Raw genomic sequence first — 24,529 nt, 5'->3', positions numbered from 1 at the left:
TTTAATCCGTGCGTCTCACTTTGAACCGCTACCACAAGCGTTACCCTGACAGTTAGCTCGGTCCAGGCTGCCTCACGGCACACAGATGATTTCACTTAGTGCTGCTGCATTCCTGCCCTGACACGGTTCATGAAGATCTGTTGCGTAAGACCCAAACGTCATCGCCACTTATCAGGGGCAGCCCTGCAATAGACGGCCCTGGGTAAGACATCACCCCTGCTAGAGCGGATTGCAGGTACAGGGCACCGCTATCTCCCCGGCTGCACGGAAACTTTATGACATAATCGGTTGAATCGGAGTTTAGTATACATGGAAATGGGGCCGTTGTCAAGGATTACGGCTGCTTTTTCTTTTCCCGCAGTTCTTTAAAAAAGTTTTTCATCATCTGGGAACACTCTTCTCCCAAAACCCCGGTTTCCGTAATGACCTGGTGGTTAAAGCCTTCTTCGTGAAGTAAGTCAAGGACAGAGCCGGCGCAGCCTGCCTTTGCGTTCATGCAGCCCATAACAACTCTGGGAATTCTTGCCTGGACAATGGCTCCGGCGCACATGGGGCAGGGCTCTAAGGTCACGTACATGGTGCAGCCTTCCAGCCTCCAGTCTCCCATTTTTTTACAGGCTTTTCGGATGGCGTTGATCTCCGCATGGGACAGGACATTTTTATCTATGGTGCGGCGGTTGTAGCCTCTGGCGATTATCTTATCTTCATAGACAATGACACAGCCTATGGGGACTTCGCCTGCTGCCGCTGCCTTTCGGGCTTGTCTCACCGCTTCCCGCATATATTTTTCATCTATGGTCATATTGGCTCCTTGTGGTTTCTTGTGGTATACTCGTATCAGTATATCACGAAATAAAGGAATGGTGAAGATATGAAGATTTGCGGACTGCAAAAAACCACGCTCCTGGATTTTCCGGGCCATGTGGCTGCGACGGTTTTTCTTGACCGATGTAATTTCCGCTGCCCTTTCTGCCATAACAGCGGACTTTTGGACGGATCGGCTGAGGCTTTGTTTTCTCAGGAGGAGGTTCTTGATTTTTTAAAGAAGCGGAAAGGGATTTTGGAAGGGGTCTGTATCACGGGAGGCGAGCCCACCCTGGCGGCTGATTTAGAGCCGTTTATCAGGGAAATACGGGAGCTTGGCTATCTGGTGAAGCTGGATACAAACGGATACAGGCCAAAAGTCTTGAAAAATCTGGTTCTTTCGGGGCTTTTGGATTACGTTGCAATGGATATTAAGGCGGGAAGGGAGAATTATTCTAAGGCGGCGGGGAAGGAAAACATTGACATAAAGAACATAGAAGAAAGTGTTTCTTTTTTGATGTCAGGAAAGGTGCCCTATGAATTTCGCACCACGGCTGTGAAGGGGATTCATGAGCTTTCAGACTTTTCTGATGTCGGAAAATGGCTGGCCGGCAGCTCTCCTTACTATCTTCAAAACTTTGAGGATTCGGGACAGATTTTATGCCCTGGATTTCAGTCTTTTTCTAGGGAGGAATTAGAGGAATTTTTAGATGTTTTAAAGCCGTTTCTGCCTGATGCGGTGATGAGAGGTACACAAATCTGACCGGTACGGCAAAAAAAAGGGGCTGATATCAGCCCCCCAGTTTTACATCCGTATACCAGAATCCAAATCTGCCATCTTCCATTGGCTGGTCTTTAGACAGCACAAAGTTCGGGAATCCGAACATGGAGGCCATGTAGCGCTCGTTGCTGTAATAATGGCCCGGAACTCCCAGAAGATAGCGGGGCATTCCCTGAGGATTGAAAAGCTTTGCAATGATTAAGTAGCGGTAATTATAGTATCCGTGCAGAAGAAAGCTGTTATTGCCGTAAACCCAGGCATCTCTGGGAAGAAGGCCGATATCCTGAGGCTTGATGGTGAGGATTTCACATCCATGCTCATAGTCAAAGGCAAGGATACGGGTATGTTCCCGTTTCAGTTTATCCCAGATCATATCGTGGGAGCTTCCGTCCGGTTCTTCTTTTTGACGGAGGCGTTCCAGTTGGTCGGGATTTCCGAGTACAGGCTGTTCCTCTTCGGGCATCTGACCGGTCTCATCTGCCGCCGGTTCCTGATTGTCATAGGGCAGGATGGGCTCTCCGAATGTCATCATCCGTTCGCGGGGTGTTTCCTGTTCCTGGCTGACCGTCTGCTGGCGGCTCTGCTGATTGACTTCATCAGTTTCTTCCGGCTCTGGCTCCTGGGATTTTTCTGATTCTTCCGGCTGGGCCTCTTCTTTTTCCATCATTTCTGTGGGGAGGTTTTCCTCCTGGGAAAATTCCTGGGCCTCTTCAACAGGGCTTCCTTCTTCTGCGCTGGAGGCATCCGAAGAGGAAACCGGTTCTTCTTCCGGTTCCTGGCTGGCTGACCGGACATTTTCCGGCTCTAAGGGGAATTCTTCTTCAATTTCCTTCACTGCCCGCTTGATCCGCTCTTCTGAAATGGCTTCCTGATCTTTTTCAAGAGATGCGGAAACGGCACTCTGCAAATCTACTTCTGCTGCGTGGGCGACAGAGTCCTCCCATATGGTCGTGTAGGACCGCCATGTGTTTTTGACATCGTGGACGGTCAGTCCGTAGCACTGATCCATGGAGATTCCGGAATGCTCTATATCGTCGGCAGGCACTGAGGTCCTGAATTCTCCGGAACCTCCGCGCACAAAAATATTTCCCAGATATATTTCCTGATCTCCGGACAGCAAGTAGACTCCGATGTCATTGCCTCCTACATAAATTCTTTTGGCACTGACCGTAACTTTACACTGGGTTCCCCTGGTTTCTATCTTGGCGAATCCGATGTTTTTTCCTTTGACTCCGCCTTCGTAGGCATAAATATATGAGATTAGTCTCCGATAGTTCGACATGCCATCACTCCTTTATAACTATTTTATGGAAATATCATTGCAACTATGACATAAAAATGATATCCTGTTGAAAGAATAAACAAAAATATTTTCAATACCGATGGAGGGTAAAAAATATGAAGATTTACCAGGCTAAAGATTATAATGATATGAGCCGGAAGGCCGCAAACATTATTTCCGCACAGATTATTATGAAGCCGGACTGCGTGCTGGGACTGGCTACCGGTTCCACTCCTGTGGGAACGTATGAGCAGTTGGTTGACTGGTATCATAAGGGGGATTTGGATTTTTCCAAGGTAAAGACTGCAAACTTAGACGAATACAAGGGGCTTTCAAAGGATAACGACCAGAGCTATTACCACTTTATGCAGGAGCATTTATTTAAGCATGTAAATATCAAGGAAAAGAACACCCATATCCCTGATGGTACGGAGACAGATGCTGAGAAAGCGGCTGAGGATTACGAGGCAATCGTGAGCGGCCTTGGCGGTGTGGATTTACAGCTGCTGGGCATTGGACACAATGGACATATCGGTTTTAATGAGCCTTCTGACGTCTTTCCAAAGGATACTCACGTGGTTGACCTTCAAGAGAGCACCATTGAAGCCAATAAGCGCTTTTTTGAGACCGTTGATGAGGTTCCCCGCCAGGCTTATACCATGGGAATCGGCACGATTATGAGGGCAAGGAAAATCCTGCTTTTGGTCAGCGGGACTGAGAAGGCGGAAGTTCTGTATGAATCCATCTGCGGGCCGGTTACTCCCCGCGTTCCTGCTTCTATTTTACAGCTTCACCCTGATGTGATCATCGTAGCTGATGAGGCGGCTTTATCCAAGATGGGAATAAGCTGATTCCCGTTTCATTCCGCTTGACTTTTATTTTTTATGCTGTTATTGTTTTAAACAAATCTTGAAAAAAGGAGGTGAGACGCTGTGTGCCGTACTTCGATGAAAATCAGTTCTTTATGGATGAATATTGAGCATATTTCCGTTATTTTGGGTAATTTTGATCTGTCCGTGTATCAGTGCGCCCATTTTTACGAAAAAAACAGCGTCTTGCCTCAAATTTTGTCCAATAGCAGGTAACTTTTGTTGACTGGTATGTGACTGAATTTCCGGCCGGATGCGTTCGCAATGGAGGAATTTCATTCATGAAACAGAAAAAAGAGTTTCTTACCGGCTTCGGCTCTCATTCCAGAGCCGTTTGTTCCACTATGTTCATGTGCACCAAACAGATTTTTGACGGCGGTTTCCTGTCTGTGTCAGGCGGATATTTTGTTCAGGCCGTCCAGTTTGTCATGCTTATTTTTATCTGGAAGTCTTTAGGGGAGGACCGTATTTTATCTAACGGCCTCTCCTTGGACCAGTTGATGACTTATACCCTTATGGCGGCGATTTTTCATCAGGAGCTGAATATTATTTCTCCTGCCACCGCCTCCCTTTGGGAGGGTTCGGTCATCGGGCGCTTTCTTCGGCCCATGCCTGTAGAAGTCAGCTTTTTTGCGGAAACCATTGGAAAATGGTGGATTCCTAATTTTATATTCTTTGGCCTGCCTCTGTGGCTTTTATCCCCTCTTTTGGGAATCAGTCCCTGGCCGGCCGGGGTCTTATCAGGAATTCTGGCTGTTTTCAGCCTTATTCTGGCGGCTTCTCTGGGTTTTGCCATTGATCTGCTCTTTGCGTCTCTGGCTATTTATTTAAAAAACGGCTGCTTTGCCGCTCTGGCTGTGCGGGAAGCGGTTTATTCCCTGCTGTCGGGAGAGATGATTCCATTTTCCTTATTTCCCTTTGGAATCGGGAACCTGTTTTCTCTTCTGCCCCTTGGGTCCGTTGCCCACGGGCCTTTGACCATTTATACGGGAACGGCGGAAAACCCCTTTAAGGTTCTGGGGCTTCAGGTTTTCTGGAACCTTATTCTGTGGACCGCGGCGGCCCATGTGTTTAAAAAAAGCAAAGAAAGGATGATTTCTTTTGGCGGATAATATTAAAACTCTCTTCCGGCTCTACGGGCAGTATGCAAAAATGGACCTTTTATGGCTTCTCCGTGATACACGGTATTTTCTGCTGCAGCTCGTATCCGATGCTGTGACCGGAATCTGTACGGTTACAGGTGTGTTCCTGCTGTCTGTCAGCTTCGGAGATTTCTCCGGCATGAGCCGGGAGGAGGTCCTGTTTATGATGGGCTATTCCGTATTTCTTGACGGAATTTATACTGTGTTTTTTGTTGGAAATAATACTTCCATGGTCAGCCGGATCATTGGCCGGGGGCAGCTTGACCACATTATGATTCAGCCGGTTCCTCTATGGACCCAGCTTCTGGCCCAGGGCTTTGCTCCATTTTCCGGCTCTCCCCTGCTCTTATTGGGAACAGGGCTTTCCTGGTATGGGGCTGTAAAGGCCGGGGTGGAAGTGAGTCCGGGCTGGGTTATGCTGTTTCTCTTTTACGGAGCCTGCTCCTGCCTGATTATGCTTTCTTTTTTATATCTTTTATCCTGTACGGCTTTTTATTCTCCTGCTGCTGCAGAGGAAATTGCCGGAACGGGAAGGGATTTATTTTCTTCTTTAAAAACTTATCCTTTGGGAAATATGAACAAAACTGTCAGAGGGCTCTTCCTCACAGTGCTTCCCATCGGACTCTCTTCCTGGCTCCCTTCCCTCATTTTGCTTAAAACCGGGGAAAAGGGCGGGATTTATATTCCGGCAGCAGCGGCTCTGCTCTTTGCTGTTACGCTTTTATTCTTTAAGAAAGGACTGAAACATTATGCACTTTGCGGCTCACCCAGATACACCGGCTTTGGCCATCGATAATGTGACGAAACAATACTGCCAGTGGCAGAGAAGCGGGAAAGCCCGCGACATCATAAAAAACATGTTCCACCCGGAAAAACGGGTGGTAACGGCCCTTGACAACTTATCTTTAACCATCCGTCAGGGAGAATTTGCGGCCTATGCAGGGTCTAACGGGGCGGGAAAAAGCACTACCATAAAAATTCTCTCCGGCATCCTGCTGCCTACAAAAGGGCAGGTGTCTGTCCTCGGATTCGATCCGGCAAAGGAGAGGACCGCTCTTATGCGGCACATTGGGGTGCTGTTCGGGCAGAGGACGGAATTGTGGTGGGATCATCCCGTCATCACCAGCTTTGAGTGGAAAAAGGCGGTCTGGAACATTCCGGAAAAAGTTTATCAGGAAAATCTAAGGCTTGTGACAGAGCTTTTAGACCTTGGGGACATATTGAAGACTTTTGCCAGGGAGCTGAGTCTGGGGCAGCGGATGCGGGCGGATATCGCCATGCTGCTTTTGCACGGCCCTGAGCTGATCTTTTTGGATGAGCCCACCCTGGGCCTTGATGTTCTGGCTAAACAGCAGATGATCCGTTTTTTGAAAAAGATCAACAGAGAGCGGGGCACTACCGTTGTGGTGACCAGTCATGACATGGATGATCTGGAGGAAATGGCCCAGAGGATCGTGCTCCTCAACAAAGGGCAGATCGCTTTTGACGGGAGTTTTGACGAGCTGAGAGGTGTTCTGGGGGGATTTTACAGAATTCAGATCACCACGCCTTCCCACGAGCCTGCACCAGCGCTCCCGGCCCTGAAACTGCTGAGCTCAGAAAACGGTCTGCACGAATATGAATTTGACCGGAAGAAGCTGGAAATCCACGAAATTCTGGGCATGCTGGCCGAATTCACCCAAATTCAGGATGTGGAAATCAAAAAAGCACCGATTGAAGATGTGGTGGCGGGCCTGTATTTAAGCTGGAGGGAAATTTAACAGTTGGATTTCTTTTCAAAATGAGGTAAAATATGTATAACCTACAAAGATAAGGAGGCCATAACCATGGCATATACATTTACAAAAGAATTAGAGACAGGAAATGCGTCCATTGATTCGGAGCACCGTCAGCTCATTGATGCGATCAACAACCTGCTTGCTGCCTGCGGAGCAGGAAAGGGGCGGTTGGAGCTTGCCAATACGACTAAATTTTTGCAGGAGTACACTGCAAGGCATTTCAGCAACGAGGAAAAGCTTCAGCTTCAATACCAGTATCCGGATTATGCTGCGCACAAGCGTTACCACGATGACTTCAAAAGGGTTGTGGCGGGAATCTGTGTCAAGCTGGAGAAGGAAGGCCCTACCATCCCTCTTGTGGGAGAGGTTAACAGCACCATTGCGGGCTGGCTGATCAGCCACATTAAAAAAGAAGATGTAAAGGTTGCCGCCTATATAAAGAGCAGGTAATAATCTTCTAAACCACGGGAATAATACATAATCAGAAAGAGGGTATCGGCACAATGAAAGACCCAAACTGCGCATATTGCATGCAGGGAGACTTAGTAGCCAAATTCGGCTATTTGATCTGCGAAATGGAAACGGGATTTTTATATTTATTCAGGGAACAGAGCAAAAAAGGCAGGGTGATTCTGGCGTATAAGGATCATGTCAGTGAAATGATTGACATCAGTGACGAGGAGAGAAATGCCTTTTTTGCTGATACGGCCAGGGTTTCCAAGGCTGTTCACAAGGTATTTCACCCGGATAAGGTCAATTACGGCGCTTATGGAGATACAGGCTGTCACCTTCACATGCACATCGTTCCCAAGTACAATGGTGGGGATGAATGGGGCAGTACCTTTGCCATGAATCCGGACAAGGTGTATTTAACTGAGAAAGAGTATGAAGACATGGCCGCTGCCATCAGGGCCGCTTTATAGGTTATGAAATGATTGTAAAAGGAGGTGTCCGCTGTGTTGGAAGAAATCAGGTTACAGGCTGAACAGGCGGCTGAAGAATTGCTGGAGGCTGCTCATTTAAAGAAAGGGAATCTGGTTGTGATCGGCTGCTCCTCCAGTGAGATTTCCGACCACCGCATTGGTTCTCATTCCAGCGAAGAGATTGGTCAAGCAGTTTTTTCGGCCATCCATGAGGTTTTTAAGGCTCGTGAAATCTATGTGGCAGCCCAGTGCTGCGAACACTTGAACCGGGCGCTGATTCTGGAGCGGGAAGCGGCAGAGCTTTACGGCTATGAGCCGGTGAGCGTGATTCCCCAGCTAAAGGCCGGAGGTTCTTTTGCTTTAGCGGCTTACAGGACGTTTCAGGAGCCTGTGGCTGTGGAGGCAATCAAAGCCCATGCAGGAATTGATATTGGAAATACCCTCATCGGGATGCATTTAAAGGCTGTGGCTGTTCCTGTCAGGCTTAAGATCAACCGCATCGGGTCTGCCCCTGTGGTGGCTGCCCGCACCAGGCCCAAGTATATCGGGGGAGCACGGGCGTGTTATGAGGACTCTAAATAGCAGGCTGATGCCCGATGGATTTTTTTGAAAATACTGCATAAAAATGCGCCTTGAACCGGAGTGTGCTGTCCTTATATAGGACAGCATATCACGGTTTGGGCGCATTTTTCTGTCTTGCCTGATGTTTACGATATTTTATTTGCGGTCTTATCCTCTTAGCGGTATGAGGTCTGGACTGCCTTTGCTAAAACCTTGGGGTCTTTGACGTAAGGTGTGATCGGACAGATTTTTTTATCCGATCCCATAAGGGTGTATACGGCTATTCTGGCGGCGCGGACTGAATATTCCTCGGTGAATACCATATCATCGGGGATTTCCACAAACTGGCTCACCATGGCAAAGTTGGTGGAGCCTGCAGGAACTACATTGGGACGGTCAGTCATTTTGCGGGGCTGGAACTGGGCATCCACGTAGGGCATCATACAGGGGATGACATTGACTACGTCGGCAAGGATTTCCTCTAAGCGGTCTTCCATATGAAGATGGTGAAGGAGCTCTGTCAGCATCTCTTCTCCGGTGCAGTCCTTCATGGGCTTCTTTACATAATCGCCCACCCGGTCGGTATAAAGTCCGTAGCCCCAGAAAATAGTCTGGTCCATGGGCTGGTTGATGAAGTGAGGCTGGGCGGCCACTACAATGCTCATGAGCCAGTTAGAGTCTTTAAAGGTCATTAAGGCTCCGCTTCCGGGCACATTTCCAGAATAGTTCTCAATCATTTTTAAAAGTTTATTGCCCCGGCTGGTGACGGTAAAACTTTCCCAGTTGGTCTCCTGTACGTCGCAGAAAAACGGATAGGGATTTCCAAGGCCCGGCTTCTTTGCGGCGACCTTGCTCCAGAGCTCTCCTGATATGGGTCTTAAATTAGGGGCAGGAGCGGGGGTGCGAAGGTCTCCCAAGGTGGCGCTGTCGGTCATACAGGCATTGGTCATGATGCAGATATCGCCCTTTTGAAGCTCGATGGTGCGCTCTTTTCCTTTGTCTTTTAAGTGAAGCACTTTTGCCGTGATTCCAGCGCCGTCAGCGAAGTCAATGTCCTCCACAACACAGTTTTCCTCAAAAATGACTCCCTGTTTTCTCAAATACTCTTCCAGAGGACGGATGACACTGTCATACTGGTTTAAAGGAGTTCTTGTCACTCCTTCCAGAGTTTCAATTCTTGAAAATTCCAAAATCATCCGGCGCATATAACGGCGGAATTCAAACAGACTGCTCCAGGTCTGGAATGCGAAGGTAGTCTGCCACATGTACCAGAAATTAGTGGTAAAGAAGTGGGGCATGTCTGCAAACCACTCTTCAATGGTCATGTCATCCAGCTTTTCTTCCGGGGTGTTCATGAGCTTTAAAAGAGCCATCCGCTCCTTCTGGGTAAATCCCATGCTTTTCACATCCAGAATGTTTCCTCTTTTGTCGATCAGCCTGGCCTTTGCTTTTGTGGGATGGGCGTGGTCAAAATTTAAGATTTCCTCGGTCACGCTCCTGCCTGGATTGCTTAAGGATGGGATGGACCGGAACAGCTCCCAGAAGTTTTCGTAGGTTTCTTCATTGAGCATCCGCCCTCCCCGGCAGACAAAGCCTTTTTCCGGGGTGCCGATGCCGTCGTTGCTGCCGCCTAAAATCGGAAGTCCTTCAAAAATTGTGATCTGCTCTCCCGGCATATTGCAGTCCCTCACCAGATAGGCTGCTCCTGCCAGGCTTCCTAAGCCTCCGCCTACAAAATAGGCTTTTCTGTCTTTGGGGCTATGAATTTTTTCTTCCGGTTTTTCCGGTTCACTTTGTTTTAAATGTTTCTGCTTTTTTGAATAGTCATAGGCTTTCGCTGCTGCCATGGCTGCGGCAGTGGCTGCCAGACTCCAGGTCAATGCCTTTCCAAAACTGTTTTTGTCCTTCATGATCAATGCTCCAATCTTTGATTTGATGTAAGTGATGGCCTCATATTAGCATACTTCGTTTTACTGGTCATCATACATGATTTTTCAATTGTAAAAAAAAACGACACCACGGAAATGGTGTCAAAAAACAGGACATTTTTTGTATTTTGTCTATCGAAATTATTTTCTTCTTCTTTTACAATGAGTAAAAACAAAAGGAGGGAGAATCATGTCAGTGACCCTGCGCAATCATATCCGGGAATCCGTACTCAGGACGGCACTTCTCCATCAGTTAAAAAACGGACAGAAATCTCCGGAGCGGGCCGCCAGAAATATGGAAGAGCTGCTGCTGCGTTTTCATCCCTGTTCTATGGAACAGTTTCATTATACCGAGCTTCTTGCAATGATCAAAAACTGTACTCTGGAGGAATGCTTAAATCTCATTATGAAAAAACTCTTCTAAACCTCTTCCCGGTTTCGAAGATAGCCGATCCGCTTGGTGGCACTAACTAAGCTCTTTAACCTCCGGACCATAAGCCAGGGCTCCTGCTTCATGCCTTTTTCCGCCCAGTTGACGATCATGCCGCAGATGCCGTAGGCGTAAAACTGGGCATCAAATTCCCGTTCTTCCTCTGTAAGCTTCTTTTTTTCGTCAAGGAACAGGATTGCCTCTAAAAACAGAGCCTTTGCCATTTCCAGAAGATAGCTTTCAAAGGTGTGTTCCTGCTCTTTTATGGTATTGATGTAAAAGGCTTTCTCTTTCCGCATATTTTCAAGCAGTTCCAGCACCTTCTGGTCCCAGTTCTCAAGGGTGATATTTTCCGCAATGGCGGCAAAATTTTCATTGTAATAAATCCAGCTTAACAGCTCATATTTATCCTGATAATGATAATAGAAGGTCTGCCGGTTCAGACCGCATACAGCCGTGATGTCTGATATGGATATCTTGTTAAACGGCTTTTCCCTGCACACCTGTTTCAAAGCTTCTGCTATGGCACGTTTGGTAATCAGTGAATCCGACATGTCCCCTCCTGTAAATTTATTTTCTCATATTGGTAAAATAGTTGCTTAAAGCGGCAAACTGCTCTAAGGTCAGGGCCTCTCCTCTTATGGAGGCGCCAAGGCCCAGACTTTCTACGGCCTCTGTGATTTCCTCTTTTGTGAAGGAGACCTCCGGGGAATTGTTTAAGCCGTTTTGCAGGGTCTTTCTCCTCTGGTTAAAGGAAGCCCGGATGAGACGGAACATTAAGTCCGGATCTTCTGCCTTTACAGGGGAATTTTTATGCCGGGTCAGGCGGATTACGGCAGAGCCTACGTTCGGACGGGGCATAAAGCAGTTGGGCGGCACATTGGCTACGATGTAGGGCTGGGCATAGTACTGGACTGCCAGAGAAAGCGCTCCGTAATCCTTGGAGCCGGGCCCCACCTGCATCCGGTCTGCCACTTCCTTCTGAACCATGACCGTAATGTTGTCAATGGGGACATTTCCTTCAAAAAGTCCCATAATAATGGGAGTAGTAATGTAGTAAGGAAGGTTTGCCACCACTTTAATGGGGCGGCCTCCATTGTACTGTTCCGCGATCTGGTTCACGTCTGTCTTTAAAATGTCGCCGTGAATGACGGTCACATTGTCGTAGTCCCCAAGGGTTTCTTTCAGAATGGGGATTAAGTTGGAGTCAATCTCTACTGCCACCACATGTCCCGCATTTTCCGCCAGATACTGTGTCATAGTGCCGATTCCCGGCCCGATTTCCAGCACACAGTCATCCTTTGTCACACCTGCTGATGCGATGATTTTATCCAGCACGTGGGTATCGATTAAAAAGTTCTGGCCGAACTTCTTTTGAAATGCAAATTCGTGTTTTTTTATGATCTCAATCGTTTTTTGGGGATTTCCCAATGATGCCATGCTCGTCCTCCGTTTTCGCTTGCTTCCTGTTATATCAATCCGTATAATTTTTTTCCGTTGCGGTTGGTAATTTCTATGACCTCTTCTTCTGAAATCCCCTTAATAACGCTGATCTCTTTCACCACATAAGGAAGGTTCAAAGAGGAATTTCGCTTTCCCCGGTTGGGAACCGGTGCCAGATAAGGGCAGTCTGTTTCTAAAACCATCTGCTCCATGGGCATATATTCCACCACCTCCCGCAGTTTTCTGGCGTTTTTAAACGTCAGCACTCCGCCGATTCCAAGGTAATAGCCCATGTTTAAGTATTCCCTTGCAATTTCCTTTCCATAAGAAAAGCAGTGAATGACTCCGCTTAAGTTCTTTTCTGCATGGGCTTTCATCAGGTCCAGGGTGTCCTTTGCCGCATCCCGGCTGTGGATGACCACGGGAAGCTTTACTTCTCTTGCAAGGTCTAACTGGCGGATGAACCACGTTTTCTGAGTCTCATGATCCGGTTCCTCCCAGTAGTAATCCAGGCCGATTTCCCCGATTGCCACCACCTTTTTATTGGCAGAGTGTTCCTTCAGCCAGTTTAAATCTGCCTCCCTCATTTCCCCGGTGTCATTGGGATGAATGCCGATGGCGCCATAGACGTTAGGGTATTTTTCTGCCAGCTTTAAGGTGTTTTTGGAAGTCTCCATGCTGGCCCCTATATTGGTCACCGCCTCAATGCCATGCTCTGAAAGGGAGCCCAGCAGCGAGTCTCTGTCTTCATCAAATGCCTCATCATCATAATGGGCGTGTGTATCAAAAATCATAATATTCTCCTTTTAAGTGATGCTCAAGCGCAGCAAATACAGCAAAAGAAGGTGGACCGGATAAAACCAGTAGAAAAACTGTTTTAAATTCTTTTCCCCTCTTTTCCCGTTATACATGCGGATGGGGATAAACGCCAGAGCCGCTGCGCCGGAAAGGCTTAAGCTGGATACCACTGCCAGCATCCCTCCAAACAAGGTCTGAAGCTTTTTATTTCCACGAAACACATAGAAAATCAGGATCATGCCAATTCCAATGGCATCGTAATCACTTCTTATAAAGGAAGCGATTGCCATGCCTGCCAGAGCTATAAGGCCCTGTTTTACCGAATTTCCTGCGGCCTTGTCATAAAAATACAAAACGCAGAGGCCCAGAAACAGGGTGAAATAGACATTCTGGTAGCCGGGCTGAAACCACCGGTCAAAGATGGCCAGGTCAAAAGGGACCTCAGAAATAAAGGCAAAGGCCAGAAGCCGGATTCCATACTTTTTCACATCTCTCGTATGAAGAAAGCCTTCTGTCAGCAGAAAGCAGAATATGGGAAAGGCCAGCCTTCCGATGGTTCTAAGCACCACGTATGCCAGGGGCCAGAGGCTTCCTTCCTGGATCACATTGTCTCCTAATATGCCTCCTGCAACTAAAACCACGCCTGCATGGTCCAAAAACATGGTTACAATAGCAACCATCTTCAACGTATTTCCGGTAATTCCTTTTACAGAAGCTGTTCCTGTCTCGTACATGGAATTCTCCTTTTTTAATAAGGCCGGATCAAAAACCCGGCCTTTTCTTCATTCTCATATATATTTATCAGCAGATTTCTGCTCCTGAAGGCATTGGCTTTTCAGGAACCATGAGGGATAAGTTTCCGTCTGCATCCTCTGCACAGAGAAGCATGCCCTCAGACATGACTCCCGCCAGCTTTGCAGGCTTTAAGTTTACCACAACCATCACCTTTTTGCCAACCATTTCTTCCGGTGAGTAATGGGCCTTGATGCCGCTGACGATCTGCCTTACCTGGCTTCCGATCTTTACCTGGGAGCATAAAAGCTTTTTGGATTTGGCAACGGCCTCGCAGGCGATGATCTCACCTACCTGGAACTGGAGCCTGGCAAAGTCATCGTACTCGATTTCTGCCTTTGCTTCTATATCAATGCCGTCTTCAGAGCCTACCTCAGAAGCTGTTTCTCCTGATCCTGACTCCTGGGCTGCATTCATGGCTTCCACCTTTTCAATGACTTCCTTTATATCCATGCGGGCAAAGAGGATTTCCGGTTTGTCGGTCACCTGATTGCCAGAAGGATAGAGGCCGAATTCATTCATCTGGGACAGCTCTCTTTTTGTCGTGTTAAGCTGGGCCAGGATTTTTTCTGAGGTTTCAGGCATGAAAGAGGCCAGCAGGGATGCACCCACGGTGATGGCTTCTGTCAGGTTATACAGTACGGTTGCCAGACGGGGCTTTGATGCTTCATCTTTGGCAAGAACCCATGGAGCTGTTTCGTCGATATATTTGTTGCTTCTTCGGAAGATGTTAAAGATAGCTGTCATGGCATCGGCAACTCTCAGCTTTTCCATCTTCTCCTGAACCTTTTTCACTTCTTCCAAAACCACTGCCTTTAATTCCTGGTCAACGGCTTCTTCCGTATTCTCATTGGACACAATGCCGCCAAAGTATTTATTGGACATGGAAATAGTGCGGTTTACCAGGTTTCCAAGGATATTGGCAAGGTCTGAATTCATACGCTCCACCATCAGCTCCCAGGTGATGACACCGTCATTGTCAAAGGGCATTTCATGAAGCACAAAGTAACGGACTGCGTCCACGCCGAAGAAATCCACCAGAGTGTCGGCATAGAGCACATTTCCCTTGGACTTGCTCATCTTTCCGTCTCCCTGCAGCAGCCATGGGTGGCCGAATACCTGCTTTGGAAGGGGCACGTCAAGGGCCATAAGGAAAATGGGCCAGTAAATGGTATGGAACCGGATGATATCCTTTCCGATCAGGTGAAGGTCAGCAGGCCAGAATTTTTCAAACTGGGGAGTGCTGTTTCCATTGCAGTCATAACCGATGCCGGTGATATAGTTGGTTAAGGCATCCAGCCATACATACGTCACGTGTCTGGGGTCAAAGGATACAGGAATGCCCCACTGGAAGGTGGTTCTGGATACACACAGATCCTGAAGGCCCGGAAGAAGGAAGTTGTTCATCATCTCATTCTTTCTGGACACAGGCTGGATAAAATCAGGATTCTCATTGATGTGCTGAATCAGCCGGTCAGCATATTTGCTCATACGGAAGAAATAAGCCTCTTCTTTCGCAGGCTTTACTTCCCGTCCGCAGTCAGGACATTTTCCATCCTTTAACTGGGATTCTGTGAAAAAGGACTCACATGGGGTGCAATATAAGCCTTCATAATGGCCTTTATAAATGTCGCCCTGGTCATACAGCCTCTTAAAGATTTTCTGAACCTGCTCTTCGTGGTCCTTATCTGTGGTCCGGATAAATTTGTCATAAGAGGTGTTCATCAAATCCCAGATACTCCTGATCTGATCCGCAGCGCGGTCTACAAATTCCTTTGGTGTGATGCCTGCCGCTGCCGCCTTCTCTTCAACTTTCTGGCCGTGCTCGTCAGTTCCTGTCTGGAAAAATACATCATATCCCTCAGCTCTCTTGTAACGGGCAATGGCATCTGCTAAAATGGCCTCATAGGTGTTGCCGATATGTGGCTTTCCTGAAGCATAGGCAATGGCTGTGGTGATATAATATGGCTTTTTGTCAATATTACACATGTGTTTTCCTCCTGTTATAAAATGAAATAGACTTTCTGCAAAGAAAAAACCCGCCTTAAACATCCTTTCGGAAATTTAAAGACGGGGAACAGTCCCGTGTTACCACTTTAATTCATCTGCGCCTTACAGCACAGACCTTAACGGCTGCGTTCACATCCATAGATACCTCTATGGCTGCTGTTAACAGTCTGACACGATAACGGGTGTAACCGTCGGAATTTAAAAGCAGATGGCTGCCAGTTCAATTCCGCTGCTCCAAGGCCATGTTGGGAAATGCGCTCAAGCTTCCTTTTCAGCTTCCGGAAGTCTCTGTTCATGAGGTGGATTTCTTACTCTTCTTTTCTCAGCATTCTTACAGATATAGTTTGTCGGTATCCTTAGTGTAATGGCTCCCGCCTGGTTTGTCAAGCGGGTAGGCTCCATATGAGCTTATTTGTCATGACTTTTTTTTAAGGATCATATATATAATAATAGTGAAGGTTGGAGGAAGATTCCTTTATCCTGACACAAATTACGGAGGAATCGTATATGAAAAACTGCATCTCAAGGAAAATCCCCTGTCTTTTTCTCATGATTCTGGCGGTTTTCCTGCTCGCTTCCTGTAAGGCCCTGCCCCAGAAACCGACTTCCGCTGATACCGGGAAATATGAACAGTACCGGGCCGGTGATACGGCCATGCAAGACCAGTTCGATCAGTTTACAGAAGATTTGTTCCGGGAGGAAATAGAAAACTCCGGAATCAGTTTTCATTTCAGCATCGCAGATCCTGCTGCACGGGGATTTCACACCATTCCTCTGACTCTCGGCGATTTTTCCCTGGATAAGATGAAGGAGAGCGCTGAGGAATTGAAGCAGTTGAAAAAGAAACTGAGGGAATTTGACCAGCGCCGGTTAACGGCTGAACAAAGGCTGACCTACAAGGTCCTTGATTCCTACATAGACACAGAGCTGACCTCCGAAGGGCTGGAGCTCTATGCAAAGCCTCTCACAAGCACCATTGGAATTCAGGCACAGCTTCCCGTTCTGTTTGCAGAATACAGCTTTTACACCAAAGATGACGTGGACCATTATCTTTCTCTTCTTTCCACCATTGATAATTATTATGGACAGATTCTGGAGTTTGAAAAGAAGAAATCGGAAGCCGGGCTTTTTATGTCTGATTCCGCTGCCGACCACGTATTAAAATCCTGTGAAGCCTATTTAATCCAGCCGGACCACAGCTTTCTGGCGGAAACCTTTAACACCCGGATCGATGCTCTTACAGATTTGACAGACGAGGAGAAGGCCGCTTATAAAGAACAGAATTTAAAGGTTTTAGAGGAACACTTCGTCCCTGCCTATAAAAATCTGATCAATGGAATTACTGCCCTCATGGGAACCGGGACCAACGACAAAGGCTTATTCTGGTATCCGGAGGGAAAACGCTATTTCGAGTACGTGGTGAATTCCGGAACCGGGACCTCTTACGGTTCCATTGAGCAGCTCACAAAGGCCATCGAAAAACAGATGGGAGCCGACATACAGGCTTTAAGTGAGATCACAAAGGAGCATCCTGAGGTTCTTGACTCCCTTGAAAGCTATTCCTTCGAATATCAGTCACCGGAGGAAATCTTGGAAACCTTAAAGGTTCAGATCACAGAGGACTTCCCGGAGGCACCGGAGTGCACCTATACGGTCAAACACGTTCCCGCAGCTTTGGAAGCTTCCTTAAGCCCGGCCTTTTATCTGGTTCCGCCCATTGACCGCTATGAAGAAAATACGATTTATATTAACAATAACCCCCGCTTCCAGAACGAAGACTTATTTCCCACTCTCGCACACGAAGGCTATCCGGGGCACTTATATCAGAACGTTTACTTCCTGAGTAAAAATCCAAGTGATTTGAGAACCATCCTCTCCTTCCCCAGCTATTCGGAAGGGTGGGCCACCTACGTGGAATTTTATTCTTACACTCTGGATAACGGGCTGGACCCCAATCTTGGAAAACTTCTGGCCCACAATACAGCAGTTACTCTGGGCATCTATGCTTATCTGGATATCTGCATCAACTATGAGGGCTGGGATCAGGAACAGGTGGGAAAATATCTGGGAACCTTTTACAACGTGGAAAACACCGATATCGTGGACTCCATCTACAGCAGTCTGGTGGAAAACCCCGGCAACTACATGGAATATTATGTGGGGTATTTAGAAATCATGGAAATGAAGGGAGCGGCTCAGCGGATTTTAAAGGAAAACTTTGATTTAAAAGCATTCCACACCTTTCTTCTGGACACAGGGCCTGCACCGTTTTCTGTCATACAGCCCTTATTCCGAAGCTGGCTGAACGAGCAGCTTCGCGGCAAATAAAAAGAGAATTCAACAAAAAATATGCGCCCTGGGAAGGCTTATGAAGCTGCCATATTCCCAAGGCGCATGTTTTATATTATTTAATTTCCTTGTAATTTTTCACATACTGCAGATAGTCGTTATCTCCCTGCTCAATATGACCGCTGGAATAATTCTTTCCATTCACCAAAAGCTTTAACTGGCGCAGTTCAAAATTCTCGGTAAAGGTATTACCCAATGCCGTCAGCATAAGGAGCTCTCCTGCTGAACCGCTGGTCGGAACCTTGGAAAGGTCCAGAGTGCCTGTCTCGTCTGCTTTATCAAACTTTAAAACTTCTGTTCCCTCTTCTAAAACGCCGTATTCAATCAGCTTGTCCACAAGAGCTTCTGCAGTCAGTTCATCCACCGCATCCATGGCCTGATTGAGGCCTGTTGCGTCATCATTCTGGCTGTATACGGAAATGATTTCCATAGGCTCCACATTGGGATCAGGAACCTTATCAGATGCTCCTCCGGTAGGGCCCATCATCTGAGGGTCCGGTGCCTTGGTCTCCACCTTTGGCTGGGTGGGAGTACAGGCTGCCAGAGAAGACAGCAGCATAATGCTCAATAAAAATAAGAAAATTCTCTTCATAATCGGGTATTGCCTCCTTAAATTCTAGTAAAGCGGACATTCACAATGGGTCTCTCTGCTTGTCCATAAACCAATAAGCCGCTCTGCCGCTTACTGGTTCAAGCCCCGGAACCATCGATTCAGCTTGGTCAGCGCTTTTGTTAAAACTTCTATCTCATTTTCACTTAAGCCTGAAATAGCACCTTCGATCATTTCCTGGTGGAATCTGGCATGGTGCTCATAGACTTCTTTTCCTTTTTCCGAAAGAGAGATATAAACAACGCGGCGGTCTTCCTTTCCCCGTTGGCGGATCACATACCCTTTTTTTACAAGACTGTTCATGGCAATGGTCAATGTGCCCACCGTAACAGATAATTCCTTTGCTATGGCCGACATATTCTTTGGCTCATCGATTCCGATGGCCTCTATTACATGCATATCATTGTTCGTGACATTATTAAATTCCGGTGTAATGACAGCACGCTGTTCTATATCCATAATATCCCGAAACAGTCTTACCAATACTTCGTTAAGAGTTCCGTAAGTATCCACGTCTATCCCCTTCATACCTTTATGACAATAAAAGCTTCCCCGTAATTATACATGATTATGTATTCCAAGACAACCACCTGAATTCTTATGAAATTCTTAAAATCACCATTAAAAAATCCCTTTTATACCAAATAACGGCTTAAAAGGACGCTGACTGCCACTCCTGCGGCAGTTGCAGCCAGGGCGCCGGCCAGGGTGTAACGGGTTTTCTTTATTTTTACAGTTCCAAAATAAATGCTCAAGCAGTAAAATACCGTTTCCGTACAGCTCATCACCACCGAAACCAGCATTCCCACATAGGAGTCTGTTCCGTATTTTTTAAAGATATCAAGAACAAGACCCATTGCCGCTGAGTTTGACACCAGACGGACTAATATCACCGGGACAGCAGGGGCCGGAAGAAACAAAAGGGCCGCCGGCTTTGTCAGCAGCTCTGCCAGAAAGTCTAAAAATCCGGAAGCCCGGAGAACTCCCACAGCCGTCATAAGCCCGATCAGGGTGGGCATGATACCCGCCACAGTTTTCATTCCTCCCTTGGCTCCGTTTATGAAGTCATCAAAAACAGGCCGTTTGGACAGTATGCCAAAGCCTACAATATAAAAAATAATGAGGGGCACTGCTGCCTCCGATAAAAACAATAAAAATCTCATACTTCACCTGAAATCACTGAATTGTTATAGTTTATTCCAGCAACAGCCTTTTCATTCAGCCGGTTTCAGGATATAATAATGGGGAAACAAAAGAGAAACCGAAAGGAGATCTGCAATCATGAAAGTTTTATTTTTACAATATCCGCCCTGCAGCACCTGCAAAAATGCAAAAAAATGGCTGGATGCCCATGGGGTAGATTACGATTCCAGAAATATAAAAGAAGAAAATCCCAATGCCGGCGAGCTTACAGAGTGGATTGCCAAAAGCGGCCTTCCCATAAAACGGTTCTTTAACACCAGCGGCATCCTCTATAAGGAAAAGCATTTAAAGGACCTTCTTCCAGGCATGAGCGAAAAAGAACAGATCGATCTGCTGGCAACAGAAGGGATGCTGGTAAAACGCCCCTTAATCATCGGAACAGATTTTGTCCTGGCCGGATTTAAAGAAGAGGAATGGGAAAAAAGCTTAGTGAAGTAAAGAGCTTTTCATTCAGAGAAAGACCCCGACAGCATAAACTGCTGCCATGATTATGACCGCCATAAAAAGAGTGAGGGGCTTTTGAAAAAAACGGACCGTCCGGAAGCTTTGATGAAAAAGCCTGATCTGCCGCCTCATGACAGTTTCTGGGCCCCTTCTGCCAAGCTCCTCCACAATTTTTTGAAATTCCCCTGTGGGAGGGGCGGTCTGCCCAGGTGTTAATTCCAGGTTTTTTTGCATATAATCAACCAAATGAGCCTCCAGCTTTTCCTGGGACTCTGCGCCGTACATGATCCGTTTTAAAACGGACCTTTTTTCCTTGTTCTCTCTTTCCATCTTTCCGTTTCCACCTCTTATATACAAGTTATCCTCAAATTCCCGGCTGCTTCGGGGTTGACTTTTTACGGCTAGCGTTTACTATAGTATTATAAAATTATTACAGGAACATTCTTGTTTCTGCAGCAGATTGAATTCTGGAGGCAAGCTTTATGAAAAAAATCATTTTAACCGGCGGAGGCACTGCCGGCCATGTCACTCCGAACCTGGCTTTAATTCCGTCTTTAAAAGCAAAAAATTACGATATACGCTATATAGGATCTTACCAGGGAATCGAGCGGACCCTCATCGAGAACGCCGGCATCCCCTATTACGGCATCTCTTCCGGTAAATTCCGCCGGTATTTTGATTTAAAAAATTTCTCCGACCCTTTCCGGGTGCTGAAAGGATATGGAGAAGCGTTAAAACTGATCAGGGAATGCAAGCCGGATGTGGTATTTTCAAAGGGCGGCTTTGTAACCGTACCTGTGGTGCTGGCTGCAAAGCACTGCAAGGTTCCCGTCATCATCCATGAGTCGGATATGACGCCGGGCCTGGCCAATAAGATGTGCATTCCGTCTGCCGCGACGGTCTGCTGCAACTTTCCTGAGACCCTGGCCTATCTTCCAAAGAAGAAGGCAGTTCTGACAGGCTCACCCATACGGAAGGAGCTTTTACAGGGCGACCGGATGAAAGGGCTTTCCCATGCCGGCCTTTCTCCTAACAGACCTGTCATCCTGGTCATCGGAGGCAGCTTAGGCTCTGTTACAGTCAACAAGGCAGTGCGGGGCATTCTTCCAAAATTGTTAAAAAATTATCAGGTGATACATATCTGCGGAAAGGGCAATCTGGACAAAAGTCTTGCCAATACCCCAGGATATGTACAGTTTGAATACGTTGACGCGCCCTTAAAGGACCTCTTTGCCGCTGCCGACCTCATGATTTCCAGAGCAGGCGCCAATGCCATCTGCGAAATTCTGGCCCTTAAAAAGCCCAATATTCTGATTCCTCTTTCTGCCTCAGCCAGCCGGGGAGATCAGATCTTAAATGCCAAATCCTTTGCCAGGCAGGGCTTTAGTTTCCTTCTGGAGGAGGAAAAATTGTCCGGCGATTCCCTTCTGCAGGCTGTCACTGAAACCATGAAAAACCGGCAGGACTTCCTGGCAAAGATGGAGCAGAGCCAGCTAAATAACGCTGTCGACTCCATCATTGACAAAATTGAAGCTCTGGCCGGTCACTAAATTATCTGATATCGAAGCTGGGACCGAGAATCTTTTTTAAGCAGACTCTGGTCCGGTATATCCGGGAACGGCACACAGTTCCCGGAATTTTTAATTTTTCACAGATTTCAGGGATTGTCCGCTGTTCCAGGAAATAGAGAATTGCAAGTTCCCTCCATTCCTCCCGCATGCTGAATATCCCGCTGGTTATCCTTAAAAGTGCTTCTTCTCCAAGAATGACATCCAAAGGATCGGTGACCACAAAACCTGGTATTTCACTGACCGCATCTTCCTCATCTAGGCTCACCTTTTGGTAATGGCCGTTTCTGCGAAGGCTGTCAATGGACTTGCTCTTTAAGATTTTAATCAGCATGCTCTTTTTTCGGGCATCCGTCCATGTTAATGAGTAATTTTGAAAGTAGGAAATAAAGGTTTCCTGTACCACGTCATCCAATTCTATATCCGGTACATTAAGTGCTTTTGCGATCCGCCTGAGCAGGCCCTGATACTGTCCGTATATGGACATCAATAACAAATTTTCATCTTCATGTATGTTCATTGATTTTATTCCTCTGATTATAGGGCGCTTCTTATAGCGGCTCCTGTTTGTTTTAATTCTTCCGGATCTGCTTTTTCCGGTGCCCATGAAACCATGTCAGGGCCTTCCTCATAGCGGGGGATCAGATGCACGTGATAATGAAAAACAGTCTGACCTGCTTCCTTTCCATTATTCTGCACAACGTTAAAGCCCCTGCATCCCAGTGATTTTTTCATGGCATCTCCGATTTTAGCTGCCAGGGGAAGAACTTTTGCTGCCGTTTCCCTGTCTAAGTCACACAGATCCCTGTAGTGCTGCTTGGGAAGAATCAAAGCATGGCCCTTGGAAGCGGGTCCTAAGTCCATAATCGTGCGGAACATATCATCTTCGTAAATCGTTTCAGAAGGGATTTCTCCATTCGCAATTTTGCAGAAAATACAATCATCTTTTCTCATACTCTCACCTCTTTTTAATCAATCCCATATTTCCCTGTAAGGTCGTCTGCCGGGTTTGCGGTATAAAAGAAGACCAAACAAAATGCCCAGCACCAGCCCTGCAATATGGGCCGTATTGTCCACACCCGTACTGGTGAAACCAAAGTACAGGGAGCTGACAATGACGATTGCCAACTGGCGTGTGCTTAAATCTTCTAACTGACCCTTATTAACGGCTACCGCATATAAAAGACCGCCGATCACACCGAATATGGCACCTGAAGCGCCTGCAGAAACCACGGCCCGGTATTCCCTCACATTCACTGCCATGGACACCACATTGGCCCCCACTCCGCAGAGCAGATAGAATATCAGATACTTGATGTGGCCCAGAGCCCTCTCCAGGTTGTCACCCAAAATAAACAAAATGAGCATATTGTTCATAATGTGGTTAATACCAAAATGCATAAAAATTGAAGTGAGCAGACGATAGTATTCCCCGTTTTCCAGAACAAGAGGCGCATACATGGCTCCGTGAGACACCATAAATCCTGTATGGGACGTCGAACCGGTCATTTCCAGATAAAAGAAATAGACTACATTCGCTGCAATCAGCCCCATATTCACATATGCCCTTCTTCTCCATCCCAGGTTTTCCATTACCACTCTCCTTCAAAATAATATGTTTATTTTAGCACAAGCGGGCGGAGTATGTAAATATAAACACGAAATTTCAATGATGAAGTTTTTTCTGCATACAAAATGCAGGTCAGATGAAGTAGTTCTGACAGCATTTATGGGATAACCTGGATTCCCGTTCTCTTTGCAACCTCCAGAACCATTTCTTCTGAAACCCCCAGCATTTCAACAGTATGCTGCACACAGTTATCCTTTTTCAGAAAATTGGCAACGACTATTTCCATGCCTTCCTGCACTCCTTCCTGTCTGCCTTTCGTTACTCCCTGCTTTTCAGCATAATCCATTACAGTACACATACTGACAGCTCCTTTCTCTGCTTCCTTCATAATAACCGGCTTGCAATCTTTAAAACGTTTATCTCTTCCAAAAACCGAGAAAAAATCCAGCATCTCTGACACATGTGTTATTTCCTGTTCATGATACCGCAGTTCTTCTTCCCGTTTCTCCCTCACTGCACAGAAATAATCTGCAATGATCCGAAAATCAGAGGTGAATTGATTTCGGGTCTCCTCCGGGATAAAAGCGACATCAATCACATTGATATGCAGATTTGAAACAATTTCCGGAAAGTACTTCGCATAAGGCAGATTCTGATCAATAGCGGACAGTATATCCTTAGGGCCGTCCCACGGACTCATGCCAAAATGCAGGATCAGGGTTATAACCGGATGCTTAGGGTGTTCATCCTCATCAATCTGTTTCTTATAAGAAGTGAAATCATACCCCATCACCCGAAAAACCATGTCCTTATCCACCCTGCTCTGATTCTCAATTCCAATAACGGCAAGGGTGGTCTTCTGTTTATCATACTTTACAACATCCCGAATATGCTCCCGGATCTTTTTATCTGCATCTTTATATCTGGAAGCTGTCCGGCCATCCGCAATATTGGAAGGCTCCAGCAATCTTTCTCCCTGGAATGCCAAAACATTGATGATATCTGCGAACACATCCGCATAATCCTCAATCAGCTTTTCACTTAAGTCTTTTTCTGCCATCACATTCTTCTCCCAGGCATATTTTTTCTTTTCTCTGTCACTATAGGAACAGTACACAGCCTTCCCGTTTTATATAGAACAGTGGATATGCCTTACAGGGATTCCAGACGCCGAAGGCTCAGTTCTTTATCAAACTGAAACACCCTCTTCAAATGGCGGTTTTCTGAGTAAATTATAACAACAT

General features: G+C 46.7%; 28 protein-coding genes, 1 other RNA gene and 1 other annotated feature. Of the genes, 12 read left to right on the top strand and 17 right to left on the bottom strand.

Features of this window, described 5'->3' with window-relative positions; translation table 11 throughout:
- Positions 1–6: 6 nt before the first annotated feature.
- Positions 7–268, bottom strand: an RNA gene (gene ffs, locus QM657_RS14065) — signal recognition particle sRNA large type.
- A gap of 66 nt (positions 269–334) precedes the next feature.
- The gene (gene tadA / locus QM657_RS14060) at positions 335–802 is read right to left on the bottom strand and encodes a tRNA adenosine(34) deaminase TadA (RefSeq protein ID WP_415067330.1); all 468 of its coding nucleotides are present in this window, start codon (positions 800–802) and stop codon (positions 335–337) included.
- A gap of 69 nt (positions 803–871) precedes the next feature.
- Here tadA and QM657_RS14055 point away from each other — a divergent pair, with 69 nt between their 5' ends.
- Positions 872–1,567, top strand: coding sequence for an anaerobic ribonucleoside-triphosphate reductase activating protein (locus tag QM657_RS14055; RefSeq protein WP_415067329.1), 696 nt, complete (start codon positions 872–874; stop codon positions 1,565–1,567).
- Positions 1,568–1,595: 28 nt separating this feature from the next.
- On the opposite strand, the gene QM657_RS14050 is transcribed toward QM657_RS14055, so the two are convergent.
- Positions 1,596–2,867, bottom strand: coding sequence for a DUF6128 domain-containing protein (locus QM657_RS14050; protein WP_415067328.1), 1,272 nt, complete (start codon positions 2,865–2,867; stop codon positions 1,596–1,598).
- A 116-nt stretch (positions 2,868–2,983) separates the two neighbouring features.
- On the opposite strand from QM657_RS14050, the gene nagB reads away from it, so the two are divergent.
- The 7 genes from nagB to QM657_RS14015 all read left to right on the top strand — a co-directional run bounded on the left by nagB (position 2,984) and on the right by QM657_RS14015 (position 8,161).
- Positions 2,984–3,718, top strand: a complete 735-nt coding sequence (gene nagB / locus QM657_RS14045; RefSeq protein WP_415067327.1) for a glucosamine-6-phosphate deaminase — start codon at positions 2,984–2,986, stop codon at positions 3,716–3,718.
- A gap of 299 nt (positions 3,719–4,017) precedes the next feature.
- Positions 4,018–4,848, top strand: a complete 831-nt coding sequence (locus QM657_RS14040; protein ID WP_415067326.1) for a hypothetical protein — start codon at positions 4,018–4,020, stop codon at positions 4,846–4,848.
- Entirely contained in the window at positions 4,838–5,674 is an 837-nt protein-coding gene (locus QM657_RS14035) for an ABC transporter permease (RefSeq protein WP_415067325.1), read from the top strand. Before QM657_RS14040 ends, QM657_RS14035 begins: the two co-directional genes overlap by 11 nt.
- Positions 5,628–6,638, top strand: coding sequence for an ABC transporter ATP-binding protein (locus QM657_RS14030; RefSeq protein ID WP_415067324.1), 1,011 nt, complete (start codon positions 5,628–5,630; stop codon positions 6,636–6,638). Before QM657_RS14035 ends, QM657_RS14030 begins: the two co-directional genes overlap by 47 nt.
- 66 nt (positions 6,639–6,704) lie before the next feature.
- Positions 6,705–7,106: a bacteriohemerythrin gene (locus QM657_RS14025; RefSeq protein ID WP_415067323.1), complete on the top strand. Its 402-nt coding sequence runs from the start codon at positions 6,705–6,707 to the stop codon at positions 7,104–7,106.
- Between the two features lie 53 nt (positions 7,107–7,159).
- Positions 7,160–7,579, top strand: coding sequence for an HIT family protein (locus tag QM657_RS14020; protein WP_415067322.1), 420 nt, complete (start codon positions 7,160–7,162; stop codon positions 7,577–7,579).
- A 33-nt stretch (positions 7,580–7,612) separates the two neighbouring features.
- The gene (locus QM657_RS14015; protein WP_415067321.1) at positions 7,613–8,161 is read left to right on the top strand and encodes a TIGR01440 family protein; all 549 of its coding nucleotides are present in this window, start codon (positions 7,613–7,615) and stop codon (positions 8,159–8,161) included.
- A gap of 155 nt (positions 8,162–8,316) precedes the next feature.
- Here QM657_RS14015 and QM657_RS14010 read toward each other — a convergent pair whose 3' ends face one another.
- A complete protein-coding gene (locus QM657_RS14010) occupies positions 8,317–10,050 on the bottom strand; it encodes an oleate hydratase (RefSeq protein ID WP_415067320.1) in 1,734 nt (577 codons plus the stop codon).
- Positions 10,051–10,258: 208 nt separating this feature from the next.
- On the opposite strand from QM657_RS14010, the gene QM657_RS14005 reads away from it, so the two are divergent.
- Complete coding sequence (locus QM657_RS14005) at positions 10,259–10,492, top strand: hypothetical protein (protein WP_415067319.1); 234 nt, start codon at positions 10,259–10,261, stop codon at positions 10,490–10,492.
- Here the strand turns inward: QM657_RS14005 and dhaS are convergent.
- From dhaS to metG, 5 genes are all read right to left on the bottom strand, one after another.
- Positions 10,489–11,052 (bottom strand): dihydroxyacetone kinase transcriptional activator DhaS, encoded by a 564-nt coding sequence (gene dhaS, locus QM657_RS14000; RefSeq protein ID WP_415067318.1) that lies wholly within the window; start codon positions 11,050–11,052, stop codon positions 10,489–10,491. The two genes, QM657_RS14005 and dhaS, sit on opposite strands and share 4 nt — an antisense overlap.
- A 16-nt stretch (positions 11,053–11,068) precedes the next feature.
- The gene (rsmA, locus tag QM657_RS13995; RefSeq protein WP_415067317.1) at positions 11,069–11,938 is read right to left on the bottom strand and encodes a 16S rRNA (adenine(1518)-N(6)/adenine(1519)-N(6))-dimethyltransferase RsmA; all 870 of its coding nucleotides are present in this window, start codon (positions 11,936–11,938) and stop codon (positions 11,069–11,071) included.
- Between the two features lie 29 nt (positions 11,939–11,967).
- Positions 11,968–12,735, bottom strand: a complete 768-nt coding sequence (locus QM657_RS13990; RefSeq protein ID WP_415067316.1) for a TatD family hydrolase — start codon at positions 12,733–12,735, stop codon at positions 11,968–11,970.
- Positions 12,736–12,747: 12 nt separating this feature from the next.
- Positions 12,748–13,473 carry a TraX family protein gene (locus QM657_RS13985; protein WP_415067315.1) on the bottom strand — a complete coding sequence of 242 codons (726 nt, stop codon included), beginning with the start codon at positions 13,471–13,473 and terminating at the stop codon, positions 12,748–12,750.
- A gap of 67 nt (positions 13,474–13,540) precedes the next feature.
- Positions 13,541–15,520: a methionine--tRNA ligase gene (gene metG, locus QM657_RS13980; protein ID WP_415067314.1), complete on the bottom strand. Its 1,980-nt coding sequence runs from the start codon at positions 15,518–15,520 to the stop codon at positions 13,541–13,543.
- A 74-nt stretch (positions 15,521–15,594) separates the two neighbouring features.
- Positions 15,595–15,874, bottom strand: a binding site (T-box leader).
- Between the two features lie 174 nt (positions 15,875–16,048).
- Here metG and QM657_RS13975 point away from each other — a divergent pair.
- Positions 16,049–17,869, top strand: coding sequence for a DUF885 domain-containing protein (locus QM657_RS13975; RefSeq protein WP_415067313.1), 1,821 nt, complete (start codon positions 16,049–16,051; stop codon positions 17,867–17,869).
- A 76-nt stretch (positions 17,870–17,945) separates the two neighbouring features.
- Here the strand turns inward: QM657_RS13975 and QM657_RS13970 are convergent, their stop codons facing one another.
- The 3 genes from QM657_RS13970 to QM657_RS13960 form a co-directional block, all read right to left on the bottom strand.
- Entirely contained in the window at positions 17,946–18,482 is a 537-nt protein-coding gene (locus tag QM657_RS13970) for a GerMN domain-containing protein (protein ID WP_415067312.1), read from the bottom strand.
- A gap of 90 nt (positions 18,483–18,572) precedes the next feature.
- The gene (locus QM657_RS13965) at positions 18,573–19,028 is read right to left on the bottom strand and encodes a MarR family winged helix-turn-helix transcriptional regulator (protein WP_415067311.1); all 456 of its coding nucleotides are present in this window, start codon (positions 19,026–19,028) and stop codon (positions 18,573–18,575) included.
- A 107-nt stretch (positions 19,029–19,135) separates the two neighbouring features.
- Positions 19,136–19,663, bottom strand: coding sequence for a nucleoside recognition domain-containing protein (locus QM657_RS13960; RefSeq protein WP_415067310.1), 528 nt, complete (start codon positions 19,661–19,663; stop codon positions 19,136–19,138).
- A gap of 118 nt (positions 19,664–19,781) precedes the next feature.
- Between QM657_RS13960 and QM657_RS13955 the strand changes: the two genes are divergently transcribed.
- Entirely contained in the window at positions 19,782–20,141 is a 360-nt protein-coding gene (locus tag QM657_RS13955) for an arsenate reductase family protein (RefSeq protein ID WP_415067309.1), read from the top strand.
- Positions 20,142–20,153: 12 nt separating this feature from the next.
- On the opposite strand, the gene QM657_RS13950 is transcribed toward QM657_RS13955, so the two are convergent.
- Positions 20,154–20,477, bottom strand: a complete 324-nt coding sequence (locus tag QM657_RS13950) for a hypothetical protein (RefSeq protein WP_415067308.1) — start codon at positions 20,475–20,477, stop codon at positions 20,154–20,156.
- Between the two features lie 152 nt (positions 20,478–20,629).
- Between QM657_RS13950 and QM657_RS13945 the strand changes: the two genes are divergently transcribed.
- Positions 20,630–21,697, top strand: a complete 1,068-nt coding sequence (locus QM657_RS13945; protein WP_415067307.1) for an undecaprenyldiphospho-muramoylpentapeptide beta-N-acetylglucosaminyltransferase — start codon at positions 20,630–20,632, stop codon at positions 21,695–21,697.
- 1 nt (position 21,698) lies between these two features.
- Here the strand turns inward: QM657_RS13945 and QM657_RS13940 are convergent, their stop codons facing one another.
- The 4 genes from QM657_RS13940 to QM657_RS13925 all read right to left on the bottom strand — a co-directional run bounded on the left by QM657_RS13940 (position 21,699) and on the right by QM657_RS13925 (position 24,345).
- Positions 21,699–22,235 (bottom strand): RNA polymerase sigma factor, encoded by a 537-nt coding sequence (locus QM657_RS13940; RefSeq protein ID WP_415067306.1) that lies wholly within the window; start codon positions 22,233–22,235, stop codon positions 21,699–21,701.
- Between the two features lie 17 nt (positions 22,236–22,252).
- Positions 22,253–22,669, bottom strand: a complete 417-nt coding sequence (locus tag QM657_RS13935; protein ID WP_415067305.1) for an HIT family protein — start codon at positions 22,667–22,669, stop codon at positions 22,253–22,255.
- Between the two features lie 18 nt (positions 22,670–22,687).
- The gene (locus QM657_RS13930; RefSeq protein WP_415067304.1) at positions 22,688–23,308 is read right to left on the bottom strand and encodes a rhomboid family intramembrane serine protease; all 621 of its coding nucleotides are present in this window, start codon (positions 23,306–23,308) and stop codon (positions 22,688–22,690) included.
- Between the two features lie 134 nt (positions 23,309–23,442).
- Positions 23,443–24,345, bottom strand: a complete 903-nt coding sequence (locus QM657_RS13925) for an Rpn family recombination-promoting nuclease/putative transposase (RefSeq protein WP_415067303.1) — start codon at positions 24,343–24,345, stop codon at positions 23,443–23,445.
- Positions 24,346–24,529: the final 184 nt, after the last annotated feature.

The organism is Lacrimispora sp. (genome assembly GCF_047605665.1).
Classification (GTDB): Bacteria; Bacillota; Clostridia; order Lachnospirales; family Lachnospiraceae; genus Lacrimispora.
Note: the sequence above shows the minus strand (reverse complement) of the source record. Positions and strands in the feature narration are given on the sequence as shown.